Annotated in this window: 23 protein-coding genes and 1 pseudogene; 12 read left to right on the top strand and 12 right to left on the bottom strand. The window is 71.8% G+C overall.

Translation table 11 applies throughout. The features are described from left to right. Nucleotides 1-20: 20 nt before the first annotated feature. Nucleotides 21-848, bottom strand: a pseudogene (locus E4V01_RS26665) (MFS transporter); the annotation flags it as partial. 221 nt (nt 849-1,069) lie between these two features. Here E4V01_RS26665 and E4V01_RS03790 point away from each other — a divergent pair. Then, nucleotides 1,070-2,101 carry an alpha/beta hydrolase gene (locus E4V01_RS03790; protein ID WP_135297434.1) on the top strand — a complete coding sequence of 344 codons (1,032 nt, stop codon included), beginning with the start codon at nt 1,070-1,072 and terminating at the stop codon, nt 2,099-2,101. Here the strand turns inward: E4V01_RS03790 and E4V01_RS03785 are convergent. Beyond that, nucleotides 2,077-2,793, bottom strand: a complete 717-nt coding sequence (locus tag E4V01_RS03785) for a dihydrofolate reductase family protein (protein WP_135297433.1) — start codon at nt 2,791-2,793, stop codon at nt 2,077-2,079. The genes E4V01_RS03790 and E4V01_RS03785 overlap by 25 nt on opposite strands. Before the next feature lie 136 nt (nt 2,794-2,929). Between E4V01_RS03785 and E4V01_RS03780 the strand changes: the two genes are divergently transcribed. The 5 genes from E4V01_RS03780 to E4V01_RS03760 all read left to right on the top strand — a co-directional run bounded on the left by E4V01_RS03780 (nt 2,930) and on the right by E4V01_RS03760 (nt 7,698). After that, nucleotides 2,930-3,382 carry an OsmC family protein gene (locus E4V01_RS03780; protein WP_135297432.1) on the top strand — a complete coding sequence of 151 codons (453 nt, stop codon included), beginning with the start codon at nt 2,930-2,932 and terminating at the stop codon, nt 3,380-3,382. 68 nt (nt 3,383-3,450) lie between these two features. After that, nucleotides 3,451-3,888, top strand: coding sequence for a heme-binding protein (locus E4V01_RS03775; protein WP_015952420.1), 438 nt, complete (start codon nt 3,451-3,453; stop codon nt 3,886-3,888). Nucleotides 3,889-4,088: 200 nt separating this feature from the next. Beyond that, nucleotides 4,089-5,687 (top strand): peptide ABC transporter substrate-binding protein, encoded by a 1,599-nt coding sequence (locus tag E4V01_RS03770; protein WP_135297431.1) that lies wholly within the window; start codon nt 4,089-4,091, stop codon nt 5,685-5,687. Beyond that, nucleotides 5,684-6,607 (top strand): ABC transporter permease, encoded by a 924-nt coding sequence (locus tag E4V01_RS03765; RefSeq protein ID WP_060771495.1) that lies wholly within the window; start codon nt 5,684-5,686, stop codon nt 6,605-6,607. The genes E4V01_RS03770 and E4V01_RS03765 overlap by 4 nt, the downstream gene beginning before the upstream one ends. After that, complete coding sequence (locus E4V01_RS03760) at nt 6,604-7,698, top strand: ABC transporter permease (protein WP_135297430.1); 1,095 nt, start codon at nt 6,604-6,606, stop codon at nt 7,696-7,698. Before E4V01_RS03765 ends, E4V01_RS03760 begins: the two co-directional genes overlap by 4 nt. Here the strand turns inward: E4V01_RS03760 and E4V01_RS03755 are convergent. Beyond that, complete coding sequence (locus E4V01_RS03755; protein WP_135297429.1) at nt 7,674-7,964, bottom strand: hypothetical protein; 291 nt, start codon at nt 7,962-7,964, stop codon at nt 7,674-7,676. The two genes, E4V01_RS03760 and E4V01_RS03755, sit on opposite strands and share 25 nt — an antisense overlap. Before the next feature lie 131 nt (nt 7,965-8,095). Between E4V01_RS03755 and E4V01_RS03750 the strand changes: the two genes are divergently transcribed. Beyond that, on the top strand, nt 8,096-9,574 hold the full coding sequence (locus tag E4V01_RS03750) for an MFS transporter (protein ID WP_135297428.1): 1,479 nt from the start codon (nt 8,096-8,098) through the stop codon (nt 9,572-9,574). Nucleotides 9,575-9,696: 122 nt separating this feature from the next. Here E4V01_RS03750 and E4V01_RS03745 read toward each other — a convergent pair whose 3' ends face one another. From E4V01_RS03745 to E4V01_RS03735, 3 genes are all read right to left on the bottom strand, one after another. Beyond that, nucleotides 9,697-10,287, bottom strand: a complete 591-nt coding sequence (locus tag E4V01_RS03745; RefSeq protein ID WP_135297427.1) for a hypothetical protein — start codon at nt 10,285-10,287, stop codon at nt 9,697-9,699. A 139-nt stretch (nt 10,288-10,426) separates the two neighbouring features. Further along, complete coding sequence (locus tag E4V01_RS03740; RefSeq protein WP_060771500.1) at nt 10,427-11,125, bottom strand: DUF1013 domain-containing protein; 699 nt, start codon at nt 11,123-11,125, stop codon at nt 10,427-10,429. A gap of 231 nt (nt 11,126-11,356) precedes the next feature. Continuing rightward, nucleotides 11,357-12,289, bottom strand: a complete 933-nt coding sequence (locus tag E4V01_RS03735; RefSeq protein WP_193763141.1) for a LysR family transcriptional regulator — start codon at nt 12,287-12,289, stop codon at nt 11,357-11,359. A 194-nt stretch (nt 12,290-12,483) separates the two neighbouring features. Between E4V01_RS03735 and wrbA the strand changes: the two genes are divergently transcribed. Next, nucleotides 12,484-13,083, top strand: a complete 600-nt coding sequence (gene wrbA, locus E4V01_RS03730) for an NAD(P)H:quinone oxidoreductase (protein ID WP_060771501.1) — start codon at nt 12,484-12,486, stop codon at nt 13,081-13,083. 99 nt (nt 13,084-13,182) lie between these two features. Here the strand turns inward: wrbA and E4V01_RS03725 are convergent, their stop codons facing one another. The 3 genes from E4V01_RS03725 to E4V01_RS03715 all read right to left on the bottom strand — a co-directional run bounded on the left by E4V01_RS03725 (nt 13,183) and on the right by E4V01_RS03715 (nt 18,799). Next, the gene (locus E4V01_RS03725) at nt 13,183-15,357 is read right to left on the bottom strand and encodes a protein-disulfide reductase DsbD (protein WP_135297426.1); all 2,175 of its coding nucleotides are present in this window, start codon (nt 15,355-15,357) and stop codon (nt 13,183-13,185) included. Between the two features lie 191 nt (nt 15,358-15,548). Beyond that, complete coding sequence (mutS, locus tag E4V01_RS03720) at nt 15,549-18,296, bottom strand: DNA mismatch repair protein MutS (RefSeq protein ID WP_135297425.1); 2,748 nt, start codon at nt 18,294-18,296, stop codon at nt 15,549-15,551. 185 nt (nt 18,297-18,481) lie between these two features. After that, nucleotides 18,482-18,799 (bottom strand): hypothetical protein, encoded by a 318-nt coding sequence (locus tag E4V01_RS03715; protein ID WP_060771504.1) that lies wholly within the window; start codon nt 18,797-18,799, stop codon nt 18,482-18,484. Nucleotides 18,800-18,971: 172 nt separating this feature from the next. Here E4V01_RS03715 and hrpB point away from each other — a divergent pair, with 172 nt between their 5' ends. After that, nucleotides 18,972-21,485 carry an ATP-dependent helicase HrpB gene (hrpB, locus tag E4V01_RS03710; RefSeq protein WP_135297424.1) on the top strand — a complete coding sequence of 838 codons (2,514 nt, stop codon included), beginning with the start codon at nt 18,972-18,974 and terminating at the stop codon, nt 21,483-21,485. Here the strand turns inward: hrpB and E4V01_RS03705 are convergent. Continuing rightward, nucleotides 21,442-22,206 (bottom strand): hypothetical protein, encoded by a 765-nt coding sequence (locus tag E4V01_RS03705; RefSeq protein ID WP_135297423.1) that lies wholly within the window; start codon nt 22,204-22,206, stop codon nt 21,442-21,444. The two genes, hrpB and E4V01_RS03705, sit on opposite strands and share 44 nt — an antisense overlap. Before the next feature lie 148 nt (nt 22,207-22,354). Between E4V01_RS03705 and E4V01_RS03700 the strand changes: the two genes are divergently transcribed. Further along, a complete protein-coding gene (locus E4V01_RS03700; RefSeq protein ID WP_135297422.1) occupies nt 22,355-22,726 on the top strand; it encodes a hypothetical protein in 372 nt (123 codons plus the stop codon). Nucleotides 22,727-22,738: 12 nt separating this feature from the next. On the opposite strand, the gene E4V01_RS03695 is transcribed toward E4V01_RS03700, so the two are convergent. Then, nucleotides 22,739-23,134: a VOC family protein gene (locus E4V01_RS03695; protein ID WP_003606818.1), complete on the bottom strand. Its 396-nt coding sequence runs from the start codon at nt 23,132-23,134 to the stop codon at nt 22,739-22,741. A 122-nt stretch (nt 23,135-23,256) separates the two neighbouring features. On the opposite strand from E4V01_RS03695, the gene E4V01_RS03690 reads away from it, so the two are divergent. After that, nucleotides 23,257-24,354, top strand: coding sequence for a tyrosine recombinase XerC (locus E4V01_RS03690; protein WP_135297421.1), 1,098 nt, complete (start codon nt 23,257-23,259; stop codon nt 24,352-24,354). Between the two features lie 99 nt (nt 24,355-24,453). Further along, entirely contained in the window at nt 24,454-24,588 is a 135-nt protein-coding gene (locus E4V01_RS26510; protein WP_003606816.1) for a hypothetical protein, read from the top strand. A gap of 81 nt (nt 24,589-24,669) precedes the next feature. Here E4V01_RS26510 and E4V01_RS03685 read toward each other — a convergent pair whose 3' ends face one another. Further along, nucleotides 24,670-25,266, bottom strand: a complete 597-nt coding sequence (locus E4V01_RS03685) for a histidine phosphatase family protein (protein ID WP_060772391.1) — start codon at nt 25,264-25,266, stop codon at nt 24,670-24,672. Nucleotides 25,267-25,379: the final 113 nt, after the last annotated feature.

Genomic DNA, 25,379 nt, shown 5'->3' with positions numbered 1-25,379 from the left:
CCCGCCCCGGCGCTGAGGGCCGCAAGCCCCAGGAACACGACGCCGACACTCTCCTGCAACAGGCCGTCGAGCGCGTTGAGATGGGAGGGAAGGGCCGTGTCCGCCGCGGTGAGGGCGATGTGGCCTGCGAAGGCTGCGGCGAGCGGCCATGCCAGGCCCGGCCGCGCGCGAAGATCGAGCGGCAGCAGCGGCGCCGGCCGCCGCCATTGCTGCCAGATCCACAGCCCCAGCAGCATCAGGCCGAGATTGAGCACCACCAGGGCCGCCACCGGCCGGATCAGCGCGAGCGGCACGGTGGTCAGGAGCAGCCCGAAGCAGAGCACCGAGAGGATGGCGCCGAGTCCGTCGAAACGCGGCCCCGGCGTGTCCTCCTTCGGCAGAGCGATCACGCCGAGGATCAGGCTCGGCCCCGCCAGGAGCAGGGTGGGGACGAGGATGCCAAGGCTTCCCATCCACGGCAGTGCGAACCCGGCCGACATCTGAAGTAGCAGCAGCGCCAGCAGGGCGGCCACTTCCCCCAGTCCGAGGCCGAGCCCGAAGCGCGCCTCGCCGAAGAGGCGGCGCAGCAGGCTCCAGCCCGCGCAGACGAGAAGCGCCGTGGCGATGCCTTGAGCCAGACGCAGACCGAGCAGCGGCACGAGGTCGAGCGGCAGCGCCGCGGCGGGGACGAGCAACGTGAGGGCGAAGAGCGCGGCGAGGAAGCCGCGGCGCGGTCCGAGCCGCGCGGCCAGCGCCGCCATCGGCAGCGCGCCCAGGATCAGCCCGTAGGTGTGCGCCGTCTGAATCACCGCAGCCGTGGAGGCCGGAAACGCCCCCTGCTGCATCACCCATGGCATCAGGAACGCCATTCCCGTGGTGGGCAGCACCGTCATCCCGAGACCCGTCAGGACGGCGACGAGGGCGAGGACGCGGCGCTCGGGCTTGCGATCCGGCATCTGGTTCCTTCCCCCTTCGCTCTCCTGCAAGCTTAACGGGAAACCGCTGCGGCATGAACCGTGGGTGGCAAGCGATCGTGGCAACGCCGGCCCCCGCCCCGCGTTGTCCGACGCGAGAGCGGAACGGAGAAATCATGCACGGCACGCGCCATCCCGGGACACGAAAGAGCGGCAAGGCCCTCGCCCTGCTGCCGCTGGCGGCGGCCGGCGCCTGGATCGCCTGGAGCCATCTCGGGCTGAACCGGGCCGGCCCCCTGCCCCCGGCCCTGCCGGGGCGGCGCAGCACCCTGCGCACGCGGGCGGGCCGGGTGAACCTCTACGCCGCGGATGCGCAGGGCGGACGGCCGCTGCTCCTGATCCACTCGGTCAACGCGGCGGCCAACGCCTACGAGGTCAAGCCGCTCTACGAGCATTACCGGGGCCACCGCCCGGTCTACGCGCTGGAACTGCCGGGCTTCGGCTTCTCCGAGCGGGCGGACCGGATCTACACGCCCCGGCTGATGACCGACGCGATCCTCGACGCGGCGGCTGAGATCGCCGGCCGCCATGGCGGCGTGGCGCTCGACGCGATGGCGCTCTCGCTCCCTTGCGCCTATCTCGCCCGCGCCGCTTTGGAGCGGCCGGACCTGTTTTCGACGCTCGGCCTCATCAGCCCGACCGGCTTCGACGCGCGCCTCTCCGGGCGCGGGCCGGCGGACACCCACCGCGGCAAGCCGCTGGCCCGCGGGCTCGCCGCCTTCCCGCTCTGGGGCCGCCCGCTCTTCGACGCGCTGGTGAGCCGGCCGAGCATGCGCTTCTTCCTGGAAAAGACCTGGGGCAGCCGCGACATCGACGAGGGCCTGCTCGCCTACGACCGGCTCTCGGCCCGCCAACCGGGGGCCGAGCACGCGCCGTTCTCGTTCCTTTCGGGCTACTTGTTTCCCGACGACACCACGCGGGTCTACGAGGCGCTGCGCCTGCCCATCTTCATGGTGCACGGGGCGCGGGGCGACTTCGTCGATTATCGTTATGTCGGCGAGGTGGCGGGCCGCCCGAACTGGACGATCCTCCGGCTGCCCACCGGCGCCTTCCCGCATTTCGAGAACCGGGCGGCGGTCACAGGCGCCTACGACGACTTCCTCGCCGCCCAGCCGCAGCAGGATCAGCCGACCGATTCGATCCGGTAGCGCAGCCAGACGGTGCCGTCGTCGAACGGCTCGCAGGCGGTGCGGGTGAGGCGGCGGCGCGAGCCCATGGACTCGTCTTCCCCGCCCTCGAAATCGAACAGGGCCGGCGTGCCGAGCACGCCGTCGACGGCGGGCGCGAGCAGTAGGCTGAGTTCGTCCACGAGCCCGGCCTTCAGCATCGAGCCGTTGATGCGCCCGCCGCCCTCGACCAGCAGCCGCTCGATGCCGAACAGGCGCTTGAGCTTGGCCAGCGCCAGGGCGAAATCGACGTCGTGCTCACCGGCCAGGATGTAGGACTGGCCGCCGGCCTTCAGGCGGCGCAGGCGGTCGTCCGAAGCCTGTCCCGTGGTGAGCACGATGACGTGATCGCCCTCGATGTCGTTGCGTGCGCCCCAGTCCATCGCGCCACGGGCATCGAGCGCCACCGCGTAGCCGGAGGCGTCGGTGCGGGCGACATGATCCTCGCGGGAGACGGGCTCCTCCGGCGGTGCGGACGCCAAGGGTTTTGCGCTGTCGGCGTAGCCCTGCATGGTGATGCGCCCGCACATCCAGGCGTCGCCCTTCAGTTGCCTGTGAACCTCCTCGTAGTGCGAATCCGCGTCGATGGTGGTCCAGCGCCGGACCTTGATGCGCCCATCGACCGAGGTGGTCATGTGGCACAGGACGTAAGGGCGTTCCGATGTGTCGGCCATGGCGGCGAGCTTCCTGCTGTTCGGGATCGGAGGCCGCAACTAGACCGCCTTCGCCCGCCGGCCAGGGGCGGGGCACGCCGCCTTTGCCGGGCATCGCGAAGCGGATAGGCTGCCCGCGGCAGCGAGGGACAGGAATATGGCGACCTACACCGCGGATGTCCGCTGGGCGCTGGCCGCGGGCGAGGATTTTTCCGCGGGGCGCTACAGCCGCGGCCACACCGTGCGGTTCGATGGTGGCGTCGAACTTCCGGGCTCGGCCTCCCCGCACGTCGTCGGCAAGTGGGCGGTGGCGGCGGCGGTCGATCCCGAGGAGATGCTGGTGGCGGCCCTCTCCACCTGCCACATGCTGAGCTTCCTCCACGTCGCCCGGCTCGCTGGCTTCGTCGCGCAGGCCTACCGCGATCATGCCGAGGGCACGATGGCGGAGATCGCCCCCGGCCGGCAGGCGGTGACGCGGGTGGTGCTGCATCCGCGCCTCGAATGGGCCGGCGCGGCGCCCGACGCGGAGCGGCTCGCCGCGCTCCACCATGAGGCGCACGAGACCTGCTTCATCGCCAACTCGGTGCGGACCGAGGTGACGATCGCCTGAGGTGCGCTTGGCGAAACCGGCCCCGCCGGTGCATGTCCGCGACAACGCGATCCTTCGAGGACATCCGGATGACCGACCTGACGCTCGCCGCCGCCCAGACCCTCGTGGCGACCGCCCTGAAGACCGCCCGCGAGAGGAATCTCAAGCCGCTGGCGGTGGTCGTCTACGATGCCCGCGGCGCCCTCAAATGTCTTGCGGCCGAGGACGGCACGTCCCTGCGCCGGGCGGAAGTGGCCCGTGGCAAGGCCAACGGCGCGCTGGCGCTCGGCCTCGGCTCGCGGGCCATCGCCAAGCGGGCCGAAGAGCAGCCGCATTTCGTGGCCGCCGTGAGCCACCTCGTCGGCCCGGACGCCCTGGTGCCGGTGCCCGGCGGCGTGCTGATCCGCGATGCCGACGGCCGCCTGCTCGGCGCGGTCGGCGTCTCCGGCGACACCTCTGACAACGACGAGATCTGCGCGCTCGCCGGCATCGAGGCGGCGGGGTTGAAGGGGGAGACGGGGGCTTGAAGCTCGTCGATGTCGCCTCCGGATGAGCACTACGGTTCCCCCCTCCCCGGCCAAAGTCGGACTTGCCCGATTTTGGCTACGGCCGATCTGATCCCGGGCAAGCCCGGGATCAGGCGGGGCGAGGGTATCGGGCGTGAGCACTCTCGCTTGTCCGTAGGCCGTTCGGCGCCGTGCCCATCGCCGGAGTGTCGGGTGAGCCCATGAGCCTCCCCCGCCGCACCCTCCTGCAGAGCGGCGTGGCGCTCGCCGCCGGGCTCGCCCTCCCCGCTCCCGCGCGGGCGGCGCCGCGCGTCTACCGCCGCGGCAACGACGCCGACCCGGAGACGCTCGATCCGCACAAGACCTCGACGGTGGCCGAGGCGCACATCCTGCGCGACCTGTTCGAGGGGCTGCTGACCTACGACAACCGCGGCACCATCATCCCCGGCATGGCCGAGCGTTGGACCGTCTCCGACGACCGCCTGACCTACCGCTTCATCTTGCGCCCCGACGGGCGCTGGTCGAACGGCGATGCGGTCACGGCAGACGACTTCCTGTTCTCGCTGCGCCGCATCCTCGATCCGAAGACGGCGGCGAAATACGCCGAGGTGCTGTTCCCGATCCGGGGGGCGGCCGCCGTCAATGCGGGCGAGCGGCCGCCGGAGACGCTGGGGGTGACGGCCCCCGATCCCCGCACCCTGGAGATCGGGCTCGCCGAGCCGGTGCCCTACCTCCTCGAACTCCTGACCCACCAGACCTCGCTGCCGGTCCACCGCCCCTCGCTGGAGCGCTGGGGCGACGCCTTCGCGCGGCCCGGCAACCTCGTCTCGAACGGGCCCTACGCCCTGATCGATTGGGTGCCGAACGATCGCATCACCCTGACGAAGAACCCGCATTACCGCGACGCCCCAGCGATCCCGATCGAGCGGATCGACGTCATCCCGACCCCTGACCTCGCCGCAGCGGTGCGGCGCTACGCGGCCGGCGAGATCGATTCCCTTTCCGATTTGCCCGCCGACCAGATCGCCTCGCTGAAACAGCGCTTCGGAACCCAGGTGCAGCTCGGGCCGGGGCTCGGCCTCCTCGCCATCGCCTTCAACCTGCGCAAGAAACCCTTCGACGACGCGCGGGTGCGCCGCGCCCTCTCGCTCGCCATCGACCGTGAGTTTCTGGCCGAGATCGTGTGGGGACAGACCATGGCCCCGGCCTATTCGTTCTGCCCGCCGGGCCTCGACAACGCCCTGCCGCCCCCGCTCCTGCCGGGGCGCGAGGACGGGCCGATCGACCGCGAGGAGGAGGCTTTGCGGCTGCTGGCGGGGGCCGGCTACGGGCCGGGCAACCCGCTGACGGTCGAGTACCGCTTCAACGTCACCGACAACAACCGCAACACGGCAATCGCGCTGGCCGATGCGTGGCGCGGCATCGGCGTCGTGACCCGCTTCGTCTCCACCGACGCCAAGACCCACTTCGCCTATCTGCGCGACGGCGGCCGCTTCGACCTCGCCCGGATGTCCTGGGTCGCCGACTATTCCGACCCTCAGAACTTCCTGTTCCTGCTCCGCACCGGCAATGACGGCTTCAATGCCGGGCGCTGGTCGAACGCACGCTTCGACGGTCTGCTGACGCAAGCCGCCGGGGAGCGCGACGTGCAGGCCCGCGCGCGGATGCTGTTCGACGCCGAAACCATCGTGCTCGACGAGCTGCCCTGGGTGCCGCTGCTGCATTACCGCTCGAAGGCGCTCGTCTCGCCGCGGCTGCACGGGATGCACCCGAACATCCGCAACGTCGCCCCCACCCGCTATCTCCGGCTCGATCCATGATCCCGCTGATCCTGCGCCGGATCGCGCAGAGCCTGCCGACGCTGTTTCTCGTGGTGGCGGGCAGCTTCTTCCTGATCCGGCTGGCGCCGGGCGGCCCGTTCGATCTGGAGCGGCCGCTGCCGCCGGCGGCGATGGAGAACCTGCGCCGGGTCTACGGCCTCGATCAGCCGCTGATCGTGCAATTCGGGCGTTATCTCCTCAGCCTCCTGCGGGGCGATCTCGGCCCCTCCTTCACCTTTCGCGATCTCACCGTCACCGACCTGTTCGCCCGCGGCCTGCCGGTGTCGGTGACGCTGGGCGGCCTCGCCCTCGTCCTCGCGCTGGTCCTGGGGCTGGGGCTCGGGAGCCTCGCTTCGTTCAACCGCGGTGGGGCCACCGACCGGCTGGTGGGGCTCGCCGCCTCGCTCGGGCTCGCGGTGCCGAACTTCGTCACCGCGCCCCTGCTCCAGATCGTGTTCGGCCTCGGCCTCGCTTGGCTCCCTGTCGGCGGCTGGGCCGACGGCGCGCCGCAAAACCTCGTCCTGCCGGTGCTCACCCTCGCTTTGCCCCACGCGGCCGGCATCGCCCGGCTCACCCGCGCCTCGCTCGGCGAGGTGCTGATCCAGCCGCATATCCGCACGCAGCGCGCCATGGGCCTGTCGCGCGCCCGCATCGCCCGCCACGCGCTGCGCGGTGCGCTGCTCCCCGTGGTCGCGACGCTCGGGCCGCTGGCGGCGGGGCTGATGACCGGCTCGGTGGTGGTCGAGACCATCTTCGGCCTGCCCGGCATCGGCCGCTACTTCGTCGAGGGGGCGCTCAACCGCGACTACACCCTGGTGATGGGCACGGTGATTCTGGTGGCGGTGATGGTGATCGTCTTCAACCTGATCGCCGACCTCATCGCCGCCGCCCTCGATCCGCGCGTGAGGCTGTCGGCATGAGTCCGGCGCTCGTTCGCCGTCTCGCCCGCGACCGGCCGGCGCTTGTGGCCCTTGCGAGCCTCGTGCTGATCGCCCTGGCCTGCTTCGTCGGCCCGCAACTCACCGGCCACCCGCCCGAGCGGATCTATCCGGATTTCGTCCGGGTCGCCCCGAGCCTTGCCGCGCATCCGCGGCCCGACGCGGTGCGGCCGGCCCTCACGCGCCTCGCCTTCCGGATGCGGCTGACGCTGGAAGACGTGGCGCAGGACGGCGACCGGGTGCGGCTGACCCTGACGGCGCCAAAACCCATCGACGCGCGCTCCTTGCGCCTGCTGCCCCGCTCCGGCCTGTTCGGCGAGGCTCGGGTGCTGGAGCGGTCGGCGGATGGCCGCCGGCTCGTGGTCGAGGCGCCGATCCGACGGCTGACGTTCCTCCTCGGCACCGATGCGCTCGGGCGCGACCTCCTCAGCCGCTGCCTCGCGGCGGGGCAGGTCTCCCTGCTGATCGGGCTGACCGCGGCGCTCGCCGCCCTGATGATCGGCGTCGCCTACGGCGCGGTCTCGGGCATGGCCGGGGGCACGGTCGATGCGCTGATGATGCGCCTTCTCGACATCCTCTACGCCCTGCCCTTCGTCTTCTTCGTCATCATGCTGCTGGTGTTCTTCCGCGCCGGCCTGTGGCTGGTGCTGGTGGCGGTGGCCGCGGTCGAGTGGCTCGACATGGCCCGCATCGTCCGCACCCAGACGCTGAGCCTGAAGGACCGCGACTTCGTCCGCGCGGCCTCGGCCCTCGGGGCGGGCATGGGCACGATCCTCGTCCGCCACATCGTGCCGAACACGCTCGGGTCGATCATCGCGGCGGCCACCCTGCTGGTGCCGCGGGTGATCCTCTTGGAAAGCTTCCTGTCGTTCCTCGGCCTCGGCGTGCAGGAGCCCGACACCTCCTGGGGCGTGCTGATCGCGGAAGGCGCCCGCGCGCTCGAATCCGCGCCGTGGATGCTTGCCGCGCCCGCTTGCTTCCTCGTCGTCACCCTGGTGGCCCTGAACCGGCTCGGCGACGGCCTCGGCGAGGCGCTCGACCCGCGGTTTCAGCGCGCTTCGGCCGGCAGGTAGCCCTGGTAGACGATGCGCACCGTGCGCCGCTCGCCGGGCATCTCCGAGACGGGAATGGCCTTGGATCCGCGCAAGACGGGGGCGGGCTCGATCGGGCCGGGCTCCGAGACAGCCGGGGCGGGCGACGCCTTGGGGCGCAGCGCCCAGCGCTCGGCTCCGCCGGCGCTCGCCAGCGTGGAGACCGCGAGGACGGCCCCCATGGAGGCCAGCCCGGCGGCGAGCGGCGGAAGCAGGGATCTGACGGAAAGGCGCGCGAAAAAAGTCATGGCGGGTGGCCCGGCGAATGGGGCTATTCCGCAACCTGAAGCGTTTCCGAACGCCAATATGCCCGGCCCTCGGTCCGCCGCCGGGCGGGACTTGCGAACACATTTGCCGAGTCAGGGTAAACGGAGGGGCAATGACGAGCCGAGCGGAAGGTCAGGCCGGGGCCGCGGCGCCCGAGCGCGTCGCCACCGGCACGATCGTCGACACCGATATCGCCGCCCGGCTCGACCGCCTGCCCTTCGGCCGCTTCCACACCCTCGTCATCGTCGCGCTCGGCATCACCTGGGTGCTCGACGGGCTCGAGGTGACCTTGGCCGGCGCCCTCGTCGGGGCGCTGCGCAAGGCGCCGATGTCCTTCACGGAGTTCGATGTCGGCTTGGCGGCCAGTTCCTACCTCGTCGGCGCGGTCGTCGGCGCCGTCGGCTTCGGCTGGCTCACCGACCGGATCGGACGCAAGAAGCTGTTCTTCATCACGTTGGCGCTTTACCTCGTGGCGACTGCGGCCACGGGCCTGGCGTGGAATATCTGGAGCTTCTGCCTGTTCCGCTTCCTGACGGGGGCCGGCATCGGCGGCGAGTACACCGCGATCAACTCGACCATCCAGGAGCTGATCCCGGCCCGCGTGCGCGGCTGGACCGACCTCGTCATCAACGGCTCGTTCTGGATCGGCGCGGCGCTCGGCTCCTTCCTCTCGATCGCGCTCCTGCGCCCCGAATGGATCGACCCGGCCTATGGCTGGCGCATCGCCTTCTTCGTCGGCGGCGGCATCGGCCTCGTCATCCTGCTCCTGCGCACCTGGATCCCCGAAAGCCCGCGCTGGCTCGTCACCCATGGCTACGCCGCGGAGGCCGACCGGGTGGTGACCGGCATCGAGAAGCGCTTCACGGATGACGGCATCACCCTGCCCCCGCCGGATGCGTCGCGCCGGCTGAAGCTCAAGGTCCGCAGCCACACCCCGCTCTCGGAGGTCGCCAACGCCCTGTTCGTCACGAACCGGCGCCAGACCATGGTCGGCCTCGCGCTGATGATCGCCCAGGCCTTCTTCTACAACGCGCTGTTCTTCACCTACGCGCTGGTGCTCGAGCGCTTCTACAACGTGCCCGGCGGCGATGTCGGCTGGTATCTCCTGCCCTTCGCGCTCGGCTCCTTCCTCGGCCCGCTGCTGCTCGGCCGGCTGTTCGACACGGTGGGTCGGCGGCCGATGATCGCCTTCACCTACGGCATCTCGGCGGTGTTGCTCGTCGTGGTCGGCCTCGTCTTCCGCGCCGACATGCTCGGCCCCTGGGGCCAGACCGCGGCTTGGATGGCCGTGTTCTTCTTCGCCTCCGCCGCGGCGAGCTCCGCCTACCTCACGGTGGCCGAGACCTTCCCGCTGGAGATCCGCGCGCTGGCGATCGCCGCCTTCTACGCCCTCGGCACCGGCATCGGCGGCGTCTCGGGGCCGCTCCTGTTCGGCGCGCTGGTGGAGACGGGCTCGCGCGACCTCGTGCTGGTCGGCTACTTCATCGGCGCGGCCCTGATGGCGGTGGCTGCCATCGTCGGCTGGATCTGGGGCACGGCGGCCGAGGGCAAGTCGCTGGAAGACGTGTCGAAGCCGCTGGCTTCGGCGTAAGGGGACAATGGGCCAGTCGATCCCGCGTACCTCTCGTCCCGCTTGCCCTCGTCCCGCTTGCGGGGAGAGGGGGAGCGTGCCGGTTTACGAACCGATCGACCGCGACGGGCGAGCCTTGAGTCTCAGGTCGGCCCGGAGCGCGACCCCGAACCCTTTCCACGCAGCCAGATCGCCGAGGCCACCGCCAGGGCGTCGAGCGGGAGGGTGACGGCGCCCTGGCGCTTGCCCCACAATTCCAGACCGCCGAAGCCGACGCGGCGGATCTCCAGCCACGCACCGAACGGGAACACCGTCTGGTTGCCCTCGCCGGGGCCGAAGCACTCCTCAAAGGCCAGCGGATCGACCATGATCGCGTCGTACTTGGCGAGGTGGCTGGCGATCGCGACCTTCGAGCGGAACGGGCCGCGGTCGCGGCGGAACGAGGCGAAGCAGGGCTCGAACTCGGTGAGCGTCACCCAGAGCTTGCCGCCGATGCGCAGGTAGGGCGGGTTCGGACCCTCGGCGCCGAAATTTTCCGGCCCCCAGCCCGCTTCGCTCGTCAGGGATTCGGCGAGCGTCACCGGCTCGGCCGTTGGGGCCGCGGGCGGCCGGTCGTCCAGGCCACCCGCGGGGTCGGCGGGCAGGCCGGCTTCGGTCACGCCGGCCTCGACCAGGCCGCCAGGGTTCGAGCCGCTCGGGTGAGAGCCGCTCTCGGTCACGCCACCGTGGATCATGCCACGTCCTCGCGCCTGCCGCCGCTCCGTGGGAGCGGCCGGCCAGCATTATTCCGCATCTGTTGCGGGCGAGCGAGAAGTTTCTTTCACGAATGGATCTGCGCGTATGACGCAGGCCCCCAGCCGAAGAGCGAAACGATCACGCTTCGTCGTCGTCCTCGTCGATCCGGCTCATGCCCTTGAGCTTGGCGAAGACCGCATCGGCGTTGAGATCTTCTTCCTCTTCCTCCCGCTCCGCGGCGGCCGGGGCGGTCGAGACCTCGGTCGGCAGGAGCTTGGCGCCGCCGTCGGTCGGCAGCACGGCGGGGCGGTCCTTGGCGGCGCGCTGCACCTCGAAATCGAGGTCGATCTGCGAGCACAGGCCGAGCGTCACCGGGTCCATCGGCTGGAGCGAGGCCGAGTTCCAGTGGGTCCGCTCGCGGATCTGCTGGATCGTCGCCTTGGTGGTACCCACCAGCCGGATGACCTGCGCGTCCTTCAGCTCCGGGTGGTTGCGGATCAGCCAGAGGATGGCGTTCGGCCGGTCCTGACGACGCGACAGCGGGGTATAGCGCGGGCCCTTGGTGGTGCGCTTGACCTCGGGCAGCTTCACCTTCGAAACCGCGACCTTGAGCCGGTAGTTGGGCGCTTTCTGCGCCTTCTCGATCTCGTCGCGGGTGAGCTGGCCGGTGGTGATCGGGTCGAGGCCCTTGATGCCGGCGGCGACTTCACCGTCGGCGATGCCCTTCACCTCGAGCGGGTGCAGCTTGCAGAAATCGGCGATCTGCTCGAAGGCGAGCGAGGTGTTCTCGACGAGCCACACGGCGGTCGCCTTGGGCATCAGCGGACCTTGGGACATCGGACAAAGCTCCAGACGGTCAGAGTGCGCGGCAGGGAAACGGGCGGGATGCCGGAATGGCTTCCCCGCGGCCTCCGGCCCGGTCAGGCCCGAAGGATCCCATGTCGCGATGAATGAGGGGATCGCCTCTTATACAGGCGGGACCGGCCGTTGCGCAATTGCGTTGAGAGCCGTCGCGCGACGGCGCGCGAGGGCTCCGCGATGCGAAGGGCGCCGCGCCGGGCGAGCGTTTCAGGACTGCGTTCCTGGCAAAGCCTCGAGCCGGGCGGTCACCCTGCTGCGCGGATCGTCCCCTCGGCGCCCTTCCAGGACCGGGCGCAACGGTGCGACCTCGGCGGCCACATGGTCCATGAAGGCCCGCACCCGCGCCGCGTGGCGCAGGTCCGGGTGGGTCAGAAGCCAGAGCGAAGCGGCCAGTTCCGGCTCTGGCCCCGAAAGGCGTTTCAGGGATGCGAGCCGGTCGCCGCGGTAGCAGGGCAGCGGCCCGATGCCGACGCCCTCCACGATCGCCTCGCACAGACCCTGCACGCTGTTGAGGCGCAGCGCGACCCGCTCCGGCCCGGCGCGGGCGGCGACGAAGCGCGCGAAGAGTCCGCCGGCCACCGCTTCGCTCGGGCTGACCCAGTCGGCGTCGCCGCTGTCCGCATCGTCTCGCGCCGGCCCGTAAACCGCCCAGGCAATGGTGGCGAGCCGGCGCCCGACGAGGTTCGGCGGCGGGTCGCGGGTGGCGCGCAACGCCACATCCGCATCGCGGCGGGACAGGTTCAGCGCCTCCTCGGAGGTGACGAGTTCGATCCGGACTTGTCGGTAGCGCGTCCGAAATCGGCCGAGCATCGGCATCAGGAAATCGGTGACGAGCGTTGCCGCAGCGGTGACCCGCAAAAGGCCCGAGGGCGTCTGCGCCCGGTCGGCGACCTCCCGGTCGAAGCGGGCGACCTCCTCCTCCATCCGCACGGCCGCGGCGGCCATGGCCTCGCCGGCCGGCGTCGGCACGTAGCCGGAGCGGTGGCGCTCGAACAGGCGCGCACCGAGTTCCGCCTCGACCGCCGCGAGGCGGCGGAAGGCGGTGGAAGGGTTGATGCCGAGATGCGCCGCGGCCGGAGCCAGCGCGCCCCGGTCGGCGATGGCCTGCACGAGGCGGAATTCGTCCCAGGCCACCGGCACCGCACCCTCCCCCGTCCACTGTTTGCAGATCTGCAAGAGTGATCTTGCATGTCAGGGCATTTCTGCAAACAGCGCGAACCTTCATAGGAGTCGCGCATTCGACGCTCGGGCCGAATCGAGTGCGTCGCCTCCGCCCAAGGGCGGAAAGCCCCTTCCGGGGCGATGCGCCGGGCCCGCGAACAGGAGAGACGACGATGGCGAAGGTTCTGGTGCTCTACTACTCGTCGTGGGGCCATGTGGAGCAGATGGCCAAGGCGGTGGCCGAGGGCGCCCGCGAGACCGGGGCTGAGGTCGCGCTCAAGCGCGTGCCGGAACTGGTGCCGGACGAGGTGGCCAAGCAGTTCCACTACAAGCTCGATCAGGAGGCGCCGATCGCCACCGTCGAGGAATTGGCCGATTACGACGCGATCATCTTCGGCACGCCGACCCGCTACGGCAACATGGCTTCGCAGATGAAGCAGTTCATCGACCAGACCGGCGGCCTGTGGGCCAAGGGCGCGCTGGTCGGCAAGGTCGGCTCGGCCTTCACCTCGACCGCCTCGCAGCACGGCGGCCAGGAGACCACGCTGACGAGCTTCCACACGGTGCTGTTCCATCACGGCATGGTGGTGGTGGGCCTGCCCTACAGCTTCGCGGGGCAGAACGGCGTCGAGCAGGTAAAGGGCAATTCCCCCTACGGCGCGACCACGATCGCCGACGGCGACGGCTCGCGCCAGCCCTCCGAGGTCGAACTCGACGGCGCCCGCTACCAGGGCCGCCACGTGGCCGGCATCGCGGCCAAGCTCGCGGGCTGACATGGCCGTTTCGGCGCCTCACTGCTGTCATGCATGAGGCACGGTTTCCCCCTCTTCCCGCATGCGGGGAGAGGGGATGAACGGGACCGCTCGTGAGCCCTACTGCGCCGCCGCGACGTCCTTCTGCCCGATGGCCGCGAGGACGATCCCTTCCGTCAGGATCTGCGGCAGCACCTGCGCTTCGCTCGTCCCGCGATAGACGAGATACAGCGGCACGCCGCTGCGGCCGTGACGCTCCAGGAGGCGGGTGATCTCCGGGTTCTGGTTGGTCCAGTCGCCCTTCAGATAGACCACCTGTCCCGCCCGGAACGCCGCCTGCACCCCCTCACGGGCAATGACGGTCCGCTCGTTGACCTGGCAGGTGATGCACCATGCCGCCGTCATATCCACGAACACCGTGCGCCCCTCACGCCTCAGCGCGTCGAGACGGGCCTGCGTGAAGGCCTCCTCGCCCTGTGCCAGCGCGGTGCGCGCCGTGGCGCGGTCGCCGTCGAGGACGGCGACGAGGCCGAGCGCCGCCGCGAGCGCCGTGAGTGCCGCCACCCGGCCAAAGCCCGTGCCGAGCCGGCCCGCCCCGCGCGCCCGTTCCCAGGCCCAGGCCGCGAGCGCCACGAGGACGAGGCCGGTGAGCCCCGCGAGCAGCCCGTTGGGTCCGACCTGCTGCGCCAGCACCCAGACGAGCCACGCCACCGTCGCATAGACGGGAAAAGCGAGCGCGCCCTTCAGCACGTCCATCCAGGCGCCGGGCCGCGGCAACAGGCGCAGCGCCTGCGGGACCAGCGTCAGGCCTAGGAACGGCAGGGCGAGCCCGAGGCCGAGGCTTGCGAACACGGTGAGCGCGGCGAGCGGCGACTGCGTCAGCGCAAAGCCCACCGCCGCGCCCATGAACGGCGCGGTGCAGGGCGTCGCGACGAGCGTCGCCAGCACGCCGGTGAAGAACGAGCCCTGGTAGCCCGCCCGCCGGGTCAGCCCGTCGCCGAGCCCGACGATCCCGCCGCCGAGATGCACCGCCCCCGAGAGGCTCAGGCCCATGGCGAACAGGCCGTAGGCGAGAAGCGCCACCACCACCGGCGACTGAAGCTGGAAGCCCCAGCCGATCCCGGCGCCGCCCGCCTTCAGCGCGATCAGGAGCCCGGCAAGCCCGAGGAAGCTCGCGAGCACGCCCGCCGTATAGGCGAGCCCGTGCAGCCGCACGCGGGTTGCGGATTCGCCCGCCTGCCGCACGAGGCTCAAAACCTTGATCGAGAGAACCGGGAAGACGCAGGGCATCAGGTTGAGCAGGAGCCCGCCGACGAGCGCCAGCCCCGCGGCGCTCCACAGCGTCAGGCTCTCCTCCTCCGGTGCGGGCGGCGCCACGGCTGCGGGCGGCGCCTGGGGCGAGGCCGGAACGGCAGCGGCGGTCGTCGGCGCGGGGGCGGGTTCCGGGCCCAGCGCATAGGCCTTGCGTGCGCCGTCCTCGGTGAGGGCGAGGACGCCGGCCAGCGCCTCGGGCAACTGCCCCGCATCGCCCGGCGTCAGGGTGAGATGCAGGCCGGCGGCATCGATGGCGAGATCCTGCGGCGCGGCGTTGTCGAGCGCGCCCTCGGCGTAGGGGAAGAAGGCGGCATCGGTCACACCCGTGAGGCCCGGCCGTTCGAGATGCAGCACGAGCCGGTCGCCCTCGCGGGTCGCGCGATACGAGCCGGGCGCGGCTTCGGCAAGGGCTTTGGGAAGGGCTTCGGGAAGGGCTTCGGGAAGGGCTGCGCGGGCGCGGGCGAACAGGGCCGCCTGCCCCGAAGCCGGCTCGGCTGAGGCCGCCACCGGCAGGTCGAGGCTCAGCTCCGCCGAGCCCGGAATGCAGATCTCCTCGCAGACGAGGTAGGAGAGCGTGCCGGAGAGCCGCACCGTCTCGCCGGCTCGGGCGCTTTCGGGCACGGCAAGCGGCACCAGCAGGGTGACGGCGCCCTCGTAGCCGAAATTCATCAGGGTCTGGACCCGGATGCGCTCCGGGACCGGCCACTGCACCGGGCCGACCGTGAAGCCCTCGGGCAAACGCCACGCCATCTCCGGCGGCAGGCCGGAATCGCCGGGATTGCGCCAGTAGACGTGCCAGCCCGGCTTCATCGCCATGTGCAGGCCGAGCGTCACCGTGCGGCCGGGCACCAGCGCCTCGCTCTCGGAGACGAGGCGCGCGCGCACGAGATCCTTGGCCTTCATCGCCGTCATCGCGCCCTGCGCGCCGGCAAGGCCCGGAGCGGCAAGCGTCAGGAGGAAGGCCAGGAGAAGACGAAGCATCGATCTGTTTCCGAGCGGCCCGGCGCCCCTCCCCGCAAGGACGTCCGGCCCCGGGCAAGCCCGCGACCGCGAAGGGGAATAGGCCGGTTGGGCCGGAGCGGGCCGGCTGGCATCAGCGCGGCTTTATAGCAGATCGTCTCCGCCCCGTGAGCCGCGCCGGCCCGCGGCCTCGAACCGCGCCCGCGCCGCCCTTACCCCGCGGCCCGCTCCTTCTTCAGCCGGTAGAGCGCGTCGAGCGCCTCGCGCGGTGTCAGCGCATCGGGATCGAGGCGGTCGATCAACTGGCCGAGCCGGTCGTCGGGCTCGTGTTTCACCGGCTCCGGCGGCGGGGGCGGTGCGGCGGCGAGGCTGGCGAAGAGCGGCAGGTCGTCGATCTTGCGGCGGGCGGGGCGCTCGCGCTCGGAGGTTTCGAGGCCTTTCAGGATGGCGCCGGCCCGCGCCACCACGCTCGGCGGCAAGCCGGCGAGGCGGGCGACCTGGAGGCCGTAGGAGCGCTCGGCGACGCCCGGCACCACCTCGTGCAGGAACACCACGTCGCCGCGGTCCTCGGCCACCTTCAGCGTCGCGTTGTCGAGGCGCGGCAGGCGCTGGCTCAGCGCCGTCAACTCGTGGAAGTGGGTCGCGAACAGCGCCCGGCAGCCGTTCTTCTCGTGCAGGTGCTCCAGGCAGGCCCAGGCGATGGACAGGCCATCGAAGGTCGCGGTGCCGCGGCCGATCTCGTCGAGCACCACGAGCGACCGGCGGGTTGCCTGATTGAGGATCGCGGCGGTCTCGACCATCTCGACCATGAAGGTCGAGTGGCCCCGCGCGAGGTCGTCGGCCGCGCCGACACGGGAGAACAGCCGGTCCACCACGCCGAGCCGGGCGGAGGCCGCCGGCACGAAGGCGCCGATCTGCGCCAGCACGGCGATCAGAGCGTTCTGGCGCAGGAAGGTCGATTTGCCGCCCATATTCGGGCCGGTGACGAGGCGGATGCGCCCGGCCTCGTCGCCGGAAAGGTCGCAGGCGTTGGCGATGAAGGCCTCGCCGGCCTTCGTCAGCGCCGCCTCCACCACGGGATGGCGCCCGCCCTGAATCGCGAAGGCGAGGCTTTCGTCGATGACCGGCCGGGTCCAGGCGAGTTCGACCGCGAGTTCGGCGTGGCTCGCGGCGACATCCAGGCCGGAGAGGGCCTCGGCGATATCGGCGATCGCCTCCGCCCCCTCGCTCACCCGCGCGCTCAGCCGATCGAAAACCGCGGATTCGAGCGCCAGCACCCGGTCGGAGGCGCCCGCGATCTTCGATTCCAGCTCGCCGAGTTCGACGCTGGTGAAGCGCATCGCATCGACCATGGTCTGGCGATGCACGAAGTCCTGCATCAGGCCCTTGAGACAGGCCTCGCCCACCGCCTGCGGCACCTCGATGTAGTAGCCCAGCACGTTGTTGTGCTTGATCCGGAGCGTCCGGCAGCCGCTGGCCTCGGCATAGCGCGCCTGGAGCGCGGCGATGACCTTTCGCGAGTCCTGGCCCAGCAGCCGGGCCTCGTCGATCTCGGCGTGGTAGCCCGCGCGCACGAAATTGCCGTCGCGCCGGTTGAGCGGCAGGTCGTCGGCGAGCGCCTGCGCCAGTTCCTCGGCCAGCGCCCGGTCGGCCTTGTCGAGGCGGCGGACGAGGCGGGTAAGCCCGTCCGGCAAATCCTCGCGCGACAGCCGCTCGGCAATCGTCGCGGCGGCGTCGAGCCCGTCGCGCAGGGCGGCGAGGTCGCGCGGGCCGGCCCGGTTCAGGCCGATGCGGGAGAGCGCGCGGGCGATGTCGGGGGCGGCGTGCAGCGCGTCGCGTAAGTGAGCCCGCAGCGCGCCGTCCCCGGCGAGGAAGGCGACGGCGTCGTGCCGCCGTCCGATCTTGCTCAGGTCCGTCAGGGGGCCGGCGAGGTGTTCGGCGAGCAGCCGGGCGCCGCCGGCCGAGACCGTGCGGTCGATGGCGTCGAGCAGGCTGCCCTTGCGCTCGCCCGACAGGGTGCGGGTGAGTTCGAGGTTGGCGCGGGTGGCCGCGTCGATGGCGAGCGTCGCCCCCGTCGCCTCCCGGCTCGGCGCGGAGAGCGGCACGCGGGTGCCGAGCTGGGTGCGCTCGAGATAGAGCAGCGCCGCCCCGGCCGCCGCGATCTCCGCCCGGCTGAAATTGCCGAACCCGTCCAGGGTCTTGACGCCGAACTGCTCGCGGATGCGCCGCTCGGCCGAAGCCGGCTCCAGCTCGCCCTGGGCGAGCGGCACCACCGCCGCCTTGGTCTCGCGCCACAGCTTGGCCAAGGCCGGATCGGCGTGGATGACCTCCGAGAGCACGATCTCCCGCGGCTCGTGCCGGGCGATGGCGGCGGCGAGTTCCGAACCCTCCACCTCGCTCAAGGCGAAGCGGCCGGTCGAGATGTCGAGGGCGGCGAGCCCGTAGGCCTCGCTCGTGTCGGAGAGCTTGCGCCGGCCGATGGCGAGCAACAGGTTGGCCCGCGTCGGGTCGAGCAGGCGGTCCTCGGTCAGCGTGCCCGGCGTGACGAGGCGGATCACCTCGCGCCGCACCACCGATTTCGGACCTCGCTTCTTGGCTTCCGCCGCGTCCTCGGTCTGCTGGCAGACGGCGACGCGGTGGCCGAGCGCGATCAGCCGGTGCAGGTAGTCGTCGGACCGCTCCAGGGGCACGCCGCACATCGGGATGTCGGCGCCGCCATGCTTGCCCCGCTTGGTCAGGACGATGCCGAGGGCGCGGGAGGCGATCTCCGCATCCTCGAAGAACAGCTCGTAGAAATCCCCCATCCGGTAGAACAGCAGGCAGTCCGGATTGGCGGCCTTGATCTCGATGTACTGCGCCATCATCGGCGTGGCGCCGGGAATGTCGAGGGGCGAGGAAGTCACCGTATCCGCCGCCTGGGCACGCCGTTCGAGGGGTTGGGAACGCTTGGGTCTGGACATGGGGACGAGGCTAGCAGCCCCGCCGCGGCCGGGCACCGCCGGGCAACCGTGAAGTCCGTGGACAAGTGGGCGCTCTCCCCAGCCGTCGCAAGCGAGGGTGGTGCCGGCGCCGGCCGCAGCAACGGCGAAGGCCCGCCCGGCATGATGCCGGACGGGCCTCGTGAGCCGTCAGCGAATCGAAGCGCTCAGTAGCGCGGGCCGCCCGTGGTGTTGCCGAGCTGCTGCTGATAGCCTGGCCGCTCCGGGTTGCGGGCGTTCGGGTTGCCGTGGTGATGGGTGTTCATCCGGCGGCGATGGCGCTCGGCCTTGGTCGAGTGGTGGTGGCCGAGGACGCTCCGGTGGGGGCGGTGCCAGTCCTGGTGGGAATGGTCGCGAACGGTCTCGACCGTCTGGCCGGCGATCAGGCCGGGGGCCGGCATGGCAGGGGCGGCGGAGGCCGACGCCACTCCCAGGCCGAGGCTGCCGAGCAGCGCACCGGCTGCGAGTGTCAGGGCTATGCGCATCGTCGTCTCTCCGTCGCGTACATGGACCGCACGCTGAGCCCACAAGTCGCAGCTTTCCTTCCCGTTCCGGAAAAATCCCAAGATATGTTAACAAATTTTCGTGGGCGTCGCAGAAGGCGCTGAGCGGCGCCGATGGTTGCGCCCGGGCCCGAACCGCGGCACCTCGCGGACCATGTCGTCCCCCGCGCCATCCTCCGCGCCCCCGCTCCCGATCGAGGCCGCCCTTCCCGCCCTGCGCGCGGCCCTCTCCGGGCGATCCTCCGCCGTGCTCGTTGCCCCGCCCGGCGCCGGCAAGACCACGCGGGTGCCGTTGGCGCTCCTCGACGAAGCTTGGCTCGGCGCCCAGAAAATCATCCTGCTGGAGCCCCGGCGGCTCGCCGCGCGCGGTGCGGCCGAGCGCATGGCCGCCACCCTCGGTGAGCGGGTCGGCGACACGGTGGGGCTCCGCGTGCGGCTCGGCTCGAAGATTTCGGCCCGCACCCGGATCGAGGTCGTCACCGAGGGCGTGTTCACCCGGATGATCCTCGACGATCCGGAACTGACCGGTATCGGCGCGGTGCTGTTCGACGAGTTCCACGAGCGTTCCCTCGATGCCGATCTCGGGCTGGCCTTCGCCCTCGATGCGCAGGGCGCGCTGCGGGAGGATCTGCGCATCCTCGTGATGTCGGCCACCCTCGACGGCGCCCGCGTGGCGGGGCTTCTCGGCGACGCGCCCGTGGTGGAATCGGAAGGACGCGCCTACCCGGTCGAGACCCGCCATCTCGACCGCGACCCGAACCAGCGCATCGAGGACGCGATGGCCGCCGCGATCCTGCGGGCGCTGCGGGCCGATCCCGGCTCGCTGCTCGCCTTCCTGCCGGGGCAGGCGGAGATCCGCCGCACCGCCGAGCGGCTGGAGGGACGCCTGCCGGACGACACCGACCTCGCGCCCCTCTACGGCGCCCTCACCCAGGGCGAGCAGGATCGGGCGGTGGCCCCCGCACCTCCGGGGCGGCGCAAGGTGGTGCTGGCGACCTCGATTGCCGAGACCTCGCTGACGATCCAGGGCGTGCGCATCGTCGTCGATTCCGGGCTCGCCCGCGTTCCGCTCTACGAGCCCGGCAACGGCATGACCCGGCTCGTCACCGCGCGGGCCTCGCGCGCCTCGGTCGATCAGCGCCGGGGCCGCGCCGGCCGCACCGAGCCGGGTGTCTGCTGGCGGCTCTGGCCGGAGGCGGCGACCGCGGCGCTCGAACCCTTCGCCCGGCCCGAGATCCTCTCCGCGGATCTGGCCGGGCTGACCCTCGACTGCGCCGCCTGGGGCGTGACCGACCCGACCGCCCTGCCCTTTCTCGATCCGCCGCCCGCGCCGGCGCTGGCCGAAGCGCGGGCGATGCTGGCCGATCTCGGCGCCCTCGATCCCGACGGCCGTCTCACCGCCACCGGAGACACCCTGCGCAGCCTGCCGCTGCCGCCCCGGCTCGCCCGGATGGTCGCCCGCGCCGCCGAAGCCGGTCAGGCCCGCCCCGCGGCCGATCTCGCCGCCGTGCTGGTCGAGCGCGGGCTCGGCGGCGACGCCGTGGACCTGGCCGAGCGCCTCGACCGCTTCCGCCGCGACCGCGGGGGCCGGGCCGCCGACATGCGCCGCCTCGCGGAAGGCTGGGCGCGGCAGGCGGCCAAAGCGGCGTCCAACGCGGCGGATGCCGTCGAGCCCGATCCCCCGATGGCCGAGCCCGGCGCCCTGCTGGCGCTGGCCTATCCCGACCGGGTGGCGCGGGCGCGGGGCCGGGAGGGCGCCTTCCTGATGGCGAACGGCCGCGCCTGCCTCGTCGATCCGGTGAGCCCGCTCGCCCGCGAGCCCTTCATCGTCGTCGCCGACCTCACGGGTGCGGCGGCCTCCGCGCGGATCCTGTCCGCCGTCGCCATCGCGTCCGAGGCCATCGACGCCTTGTTCGCCGACCGGATCGGCACGGTGCGCAGTGTCAGCTTCGATAAGGAGGCGCGGGCCCTGCGCGCCCGCGAAGGCCGCCGGCTCGGCGCCGTGACGCTCGACGAGCGCACCCTCCCCGTCCCCGCCGACGGGGAGGCGGCGCGGGTCCTGGCCCGCGGCATCGCCGGGCTCGGCCTCGACCGCCTGCCCTGGACGCCCGCCCTGGCGCAGTGGCGCACCCGCGTCCGTTTCCTCCACGGAGCCCAGGGTGGGGCGGAGGGCGGCGAATGGCCCGACCTCTCCGATGAGGCTCTGGCGGCGAGTGTCGAGGAATGGCTGGCACCGGCCATCGTCGGGCGGACCTCGCTGGCAGCGATCACCGCCGACGACCTCGGCCAAGCCCTGCAGGGTCTGCTGCCCTGGACGCTGCGCGCCCGCCTGGAGACGGAGGCGCCGAGCCATGTCGAGGTGCCGACGGGCTCGCGCATTCCGGTCGATTACGAATCGGGCCCCGAACCGGTGCTCGCGGTGCGGGTGCAGGAGCTGTTCGGCCTCGACCGGCATCCCGCCCTCGGCGGGGGGCGGGTGCCGCTGGTGCTCCACCTGCTCTCGCCGGCCCACCGCCCGATCCAGATCACCCGCGACCTGCCGGGGTTCTGGCGCGGCTCCTGGGCGGCGGTGCGCTCGGAGATGCGGGGCCGCTATCCCCGCCACCCCTGGCCGGAAGACCCGCTCAGCGAGGCCCCGACCCGGCGGGTGAAGCCGAAGGGGACGTGAGGGCGGACGTGAGGGCGGACGTGACGGGCGCTCGGGGCATCAGCCAGATCAGGAGCCGGTGGGTCGGCCAGGAGATCAGGAGCGGGATGGCGACGACGAGGCCCGCGAACCACGCCCAGGCCGGCAGGAACGTCTGCGCGGCGGTGTCGCTCATGCCCCAGACATAGTTGATGTTGACCGGCGTCAGCCCCGGATCGGGCCGCGGCGGCGGCATCAGGAAGAAGCAGACGAACAGCAGGATGACCGCCAGCGCCGACCACGCGCCCCAGGCGCGCCGGTCGTAGCCGAGCCGCCAGACCAGGAACACGAGCAGGAACGGCAGCCAGCCGTGGAACAGCGACAGGCCCCGCAGGAACGGCGAGGTCTCCGCGTTGAACATATAGGCGGTCAGGCCGGTGAGCGGAGTGCCCGCGGCCTGCGCCAGGAAATCGACGGCCCAGAGCAGTGGCGGCGCGAGGATGCCGGCGGCGCAGATCGAGACGAGAAGCGCGCTCTCCGCCCAGATGCCGACGAGGGTCAGGATCAGGGCGACGTCGCAGAAGTACAGGAAGTTCGTCGGCCCGTAATGGGCGAGATAGACCGGGAGCAGCACCGCCATGAAGGCCGAATAGGCGAGCTTGAGGCTCAAGGGGATGCGCGACGGGATCGAGCCGCGGCCTCGCCCGATCCTGCTGGTGTCCGCCGCCGCCGCGCTGTCGGCAGGACCTCCGGAAAGACCCATTGTCGCCCCCTGTCGTTTCCGGCTTGACCGTGGACGAGATTCGCCCCGGAGAGCGTGAGGGAACGCACGCGACCTGTCGCGTCCGGCGCGATCGCCGTATCGCGGGAAGCGGTGCCGTTCTGAAAGAGCCGTGGGGGAGAACGATTCGATGCGCTCAGGGGCCGCTTCCGTCTTCTTCCCCCTGTTCGGGCTCGTGCTCACGGCCGGCGTGGCCGGCGCGCAGACGCCGCCCGAGCCGGGCGCTGCCCGGCCGCTGGTGATCCCCCAGGTCGAGGGCGAGCGCCAGGGCAAGGTGCTGGGCCGGGCGCTCGCCTGCGGCGCGGAGCGCGAGCGGGTCGATCGGGTGCTGAGATCCGGCCGCGAGCGCATGATGGCGGCGGTCGGCCGGGCGCTCACGGAGGAGCGCTACGTCCTGGCGCTCGACGACGCGATGCGCCTGGAGACGAGCTTGCCGGCGCCCTCCGCACCCGCGTGCGAGAAGGCGCTGGCCGGGCTCGAACGCCTGGAGAAGGCGCCCTAGACGCCCAGAAGATCAGGCGAAGCGGCCGCCCTTCTGGATCACCTCGATCTTGTAGCCGTCCGGGTCGGTGGCGAAGAAGAAGGTCGCGAGCGCGGTGTCGCCGTGCTTGAGCGTTTTGACGGGGGTAACGGGGAGCCCCTCGCGCTCGAAGCGGGCGTGCTCGGCCTCGGCATCCTCCACCACGAAGGCGAGATGGCCGTAGCCGTCGCCGAGATTGTAGGGCTCGGCGCGGTCCTTGTTGACCGTCAGTTCGAGTTCGAACGGCGAGGACGGATCGCGCAGGTAGAGCAGCGTGAAGTCCGGAAAGTCGAACCGGTCGGCCGGCTCCAGGCCGAAGGCGCGGGCATAATAGTCCCGCGAGCGCGCCTCGTCGCGGACGCGGATCATGGTGTGGACGGGCTTGGCCATCGGCCCTCTCTCCCCGGTACGGATGATGTGTGGATGAGTGCCCATCTGGCGCAGTCCGGCCGGGCGGAAAGGGTTTTTGCCGTTTACGCTTCGTCAACCTTACCGGGTGCTTGCTGCCGGCAATGATGCGCACCGCGTCCCTCCCCAGTGTCGATCCCGAAGCCCTCCTGCCGCCGGGCGACGCCGCCCTGCGCGCGGCGATGCGGGGCTGGCGCGAGGCGCTGGCGCGGGAGCGGCGCATGGCCGCCAACACGGTCGAGGCCTATGAGCGCGACCTGCGTCAGTTCCTGATCCATCGCGCCGCCCGCTCCGGCACGCCCACCATCGCCGGGCTGATCGCCCTGAAGCCCCGCGACCTGCGCGCCTTCATGGCCGCGCGCCGGGCCGAGGGGATCGGCGGGCGCTCCCTGATGCGGACGCTGGCGGGTTTGCGCTCCTTCGCGCGCTTCCTCGAACGGGAGGGGCACGGCAGCGTCGCGGCGCTCGGCGCGGTGCGCTCCCCCAAGGTCGAGCGCCGCCTGCCGCGCCCGCTTCCCATCTCCGCCGCGCTGGCGATGACCGCGCCCGAGACCCGCCCCGACAACGACCGCGCCCCGTGGGTGCTCGCCCGCGACGCGGCGGTGATCGCCCTCCTCTACGGCTCGGGCTTGCGCATTTCGGAGGCGCTGGGGCTCACCGCCCGCGACGCGCCGATGCCGGGCATCGACGAAGTGCGGGTGACGGGCAAGGGCGGCAAGGTCCGCGCCGTGCCGGTGCTGCCGGCGGTCGCCGAGGCGGTGGCCGCCTACCTGTCGCTGTGCCCGCACGCCCTCGACCCGGAGGGGCCGCTCTTCGTCGGTGTGAAGGGCGGGCCGCTCTCGCCGCGGGTGGTCCAGTACGCGGTCTCCGCGCTACGCGGCGCGCTCGGCCTGCCCGAGAGCGCGACCCCGCACGCCCTGCGGCATTCCTTCGCGACGCATCTGCTCGCCCGCCGGGGCGAGCTGCGGGCGATCCAGGAATTGCTCGGCCACGCCTCGCTCTCGACCACGCAGATCTACACCAAGGTCGATGCCGCCCGCCTGATGAGCGCCTTCGAGGACGCCCATCCCCGCGCCCGGCGGCTGCCGCCCCCGGAACCGCCGTCCGCGCGTTCCGAAACCGTTGAGGCAGAGCAAAGCACGAGCGCCCGATCCGGCTATGCTGTCCGGCCGGACAGGCCGGTGGAGCGCAGAAATGCATAAGTTTGCTCCGTTCACCTTGGTCTTGCCGCGATTGAGTGGCGGATTGTCATCAACCAAGCGGTCGCAAGCCGCCCATTCAGCAGCCCCAAGGAGTGTCCGATGCGCGTGAGCGGAATCTGTCTCGCGATCCTGCCGGTCCTCGCCGTCCTGGCCGTCACGGCCACGGTGAAGACGCTCCTCCTCCCCGTCACCGCCGTACGGCTGCTCGCCCGCGGCCGCGCCGCGCGGGCCTGACCGGGCTCGGACGACCCGTTTAGGAAACGCGCTCGGCGGGCCGGCACGGCCTCTCGAGCGCCGTCCCCCAAAAGAATGCCCTCACGCCCAGCGCCAGCCGCCGGGTTCGATGACGAGAATGCTGCCCTGGCGGATGCCGAGCCGTGGGGCAGCGTAGATGTCGAGATGGCCTGCGATGACCAGCAGCGCCCGGGCGACGCCGCCATGGGCGACCATCACGGTCGGGCGGCGTAGCTCCGCCACCACTTCCTCAACCCGCGCCTCGACCATCGCGTAGCTCTCCGCTCCCTCCCCGCGCGGCTGGTAGCCCCAGCGGTCGCGGTCGCGCGCGGCGGCGCCTGCGGGATCGCGCCGCCGGATCTCGGTCCAGGTCCGGCCCTCCCAGGCGCCGAAGCCGATCTCCCGCAGCCGCATATCGGCCCGGTAGCCGCCCGTGGGCAGGCCGATGCCGGCGCGCAGGATCTCCATCGTCCGGCGGGTGCGGGTGAGCGGGCTCGCCACGTAGTCGGCGGTGGGCAGTTCCGCTCCGGCGATGCGGCGCAGCCGCTCGGCCGCCTCCGCCGCGTGGGCGAGCCCGGTGGCGTTGAGATCGGTATCGCGGTGGCCCTGAAGGCGCCCCTCCGCGTTCCAGTCGGTCTGGCCATGGCGCACGAACCAGATCGTCGGCACGCCGCTCATGCGGCGGCTCCGGCGCGACCGGCGCATCCCCTTGAAGACCTCACTCTCGAAGACCCCGCCTTCGAAGGCCCCGACGCGCCGGATCGGGAACGGCGAAGGCGGCGCGTCTGTTG

Origin of the sequence: Methylorubrum sp. Q1 (genome assembly GCF_004683995.1) — a bacterium.
Taxonomy (GTDB): Bacteria; Pseudomonadota; Alphaproteobacteria; order Rhizobiales; family Beijerinckiaceae; genus Methylobacterium.
This window is presented reverse-complemented; position numbering and strand designations above follow the sequence as displayed.

Bases quoted from the DNA above. Each gene is read 5' to 3' on its own strand.
- E4V01_RS03770 (WP_135297431.1), top strand. From the start codon at position 4,089: ATGAGCCTCCCCCGCCGCACCCTCCTGCAGAGCGGCGTGGCGCTCGCC.
- E4V01_RS03780 (WP_135297432.1), top strand. From the start codon at position 2,930: ATGGCGACCTACACCGCGGATGTCCGCTGGGCGCTGGCCGCGGGCGAG.
- E4V01_RS03790 (WP_135297434.1), top strand. From the start codon at position 1,070: ATGCACGGCACGCGCCATCCCGGGACACGAAAGAGCGGCAAGGCCCTC.
- E4V01_RS03725 (WP_135297426.1), bottom strand. From the start codon at position 15,357: ATGCTTCGTCTTCTCCTGGCCTTCCTCCTGACGCTTGCCGCTCCGGGC.
- E4V01_RS03685 (WP_060772391.1), bottom strand. From the start codon at position 25,266: ATGAGCGGCGTGCCGACGATCTGGTTCGTGCGCCATGGCCAGACCGAC.
- wrbA (WP_060771501.1), top strand. From the start codon at position 12,484: ATGGCGAAGGTTCTGGTGCTCTACTACTCGTCGTGGGGCCATGTGGAG.
- E4V01_RS03695 (WP_003606818.1), bottom strand. From the start codon at position 23,134: ATGGCCAAGCCCGTCCACACCATGATCCGCGTCCGCGACGAGGCGCGC.
- E4V01_RS03785 (WP_135297433.1), bottom strand. From the start codon at position 2,793: ATGGCCGACACATCGGAACGCCCTTACGTCCTGTGCCACATGACCACC.
- E4V01_RS03745 (WP_135297427.1), bottom strand. From the start codon at position 10,287: ATGATCCACGGTGGCGTGACCGAGAGCGGCTCTCACCCGAGCGGCTCG.
- E4V01_RS03760 (WP_135297430.1), top strand. From the start codon at position 6,604: ATGAGTCCGGCGCTCGTTCGCCGTCTCGCCCGCGACCGGCCGGCGCTT.
- hrpB (WP_135297424.1), top strand. From the start codon at position 18,972: ATGTCGTCCCCCGCGCCATCCTCCGCGCCCCCGCTCCCGATCGAGGCC.
- E4V01_RS03755 (WP_135297429.1), bottom strand. From the start codon at position 7,964: ATGACTTTTTTCGCGCGCCTTTCCGTCAGATCCCTGCTTCCGCCGCTC.
- E4V01_RS03740 (WP_060771500.1), bottom strand. From the start codon at position 11,125: ATGTCCCAAGGTCCGCTGATGCCCAAGGCGACCGCCGTGTGGCTCGTC.
- E4V01_RS03715 (WP_060771504.1), bottom strand. From the start codon at position 18,799: ATGCGCATAGCCCTGACACTCGCAGCCGGTGCGCTGCTCGGCAGCCTC.
- mutS (WP_135297425.1), bottom strand. From the start codon at position 18,296: ATGTCCAGACCCAAGCGTTCCCAACCCCTCGAACGGCGTGCCCAGGCG.
- E4V01_RS03750 (WP_135297428.1), top strand. From the start codon at position 8,096: ATGACGAGCCGAGCGGAAGGTCAGGCCGGGGCCGCGGCGCCCGAGCGC.
- E4V01_RS03765 (WP_060771495.1), top strand. From the start codon at position 5,684: ATGATCCCGCTGATCCTGCGCCGGATCGCGCAGAGCCTGCCGACGCTG.
- E4V01_RS03775 (WP_015952420.1), top strand. From the start codon at position 3,451: ATGACCGACCTGACGCTCGCCGCCGCCCAGACCCTCGTGGCGACCGCC.
- E4V01_RS03705 (WP_135297423.1), bottom strand. From the start codon at position 22,206: ATGGGTCTTTCCGGAGGTCCTGCCGACAGCGCGGCGGCGGCGGACACC.
- E4V01_RS03690 (WP_135297421.1), top strand. From the start codon at position 23,257: ATGATGCGCACCGCGTCCCTCCCCAGTGTCGATCCCGAAGCCCTCCTG.
- E4V01_RS26510 (WP_003606816.1), top strand. From the start codon at position 24,454: ATGCGCGTGAGCGGAATCTGTCTCGCGATCCTGCCGGTCCTCGCCGTC.
- E4V01_RS03700 (WP_135297422.1), top strand. From the start codon at position 22,355: ATGCGCTCAGGGGCCGCTTCCGTCTTCTTCCCCCTGTTCGGGCTCGTG.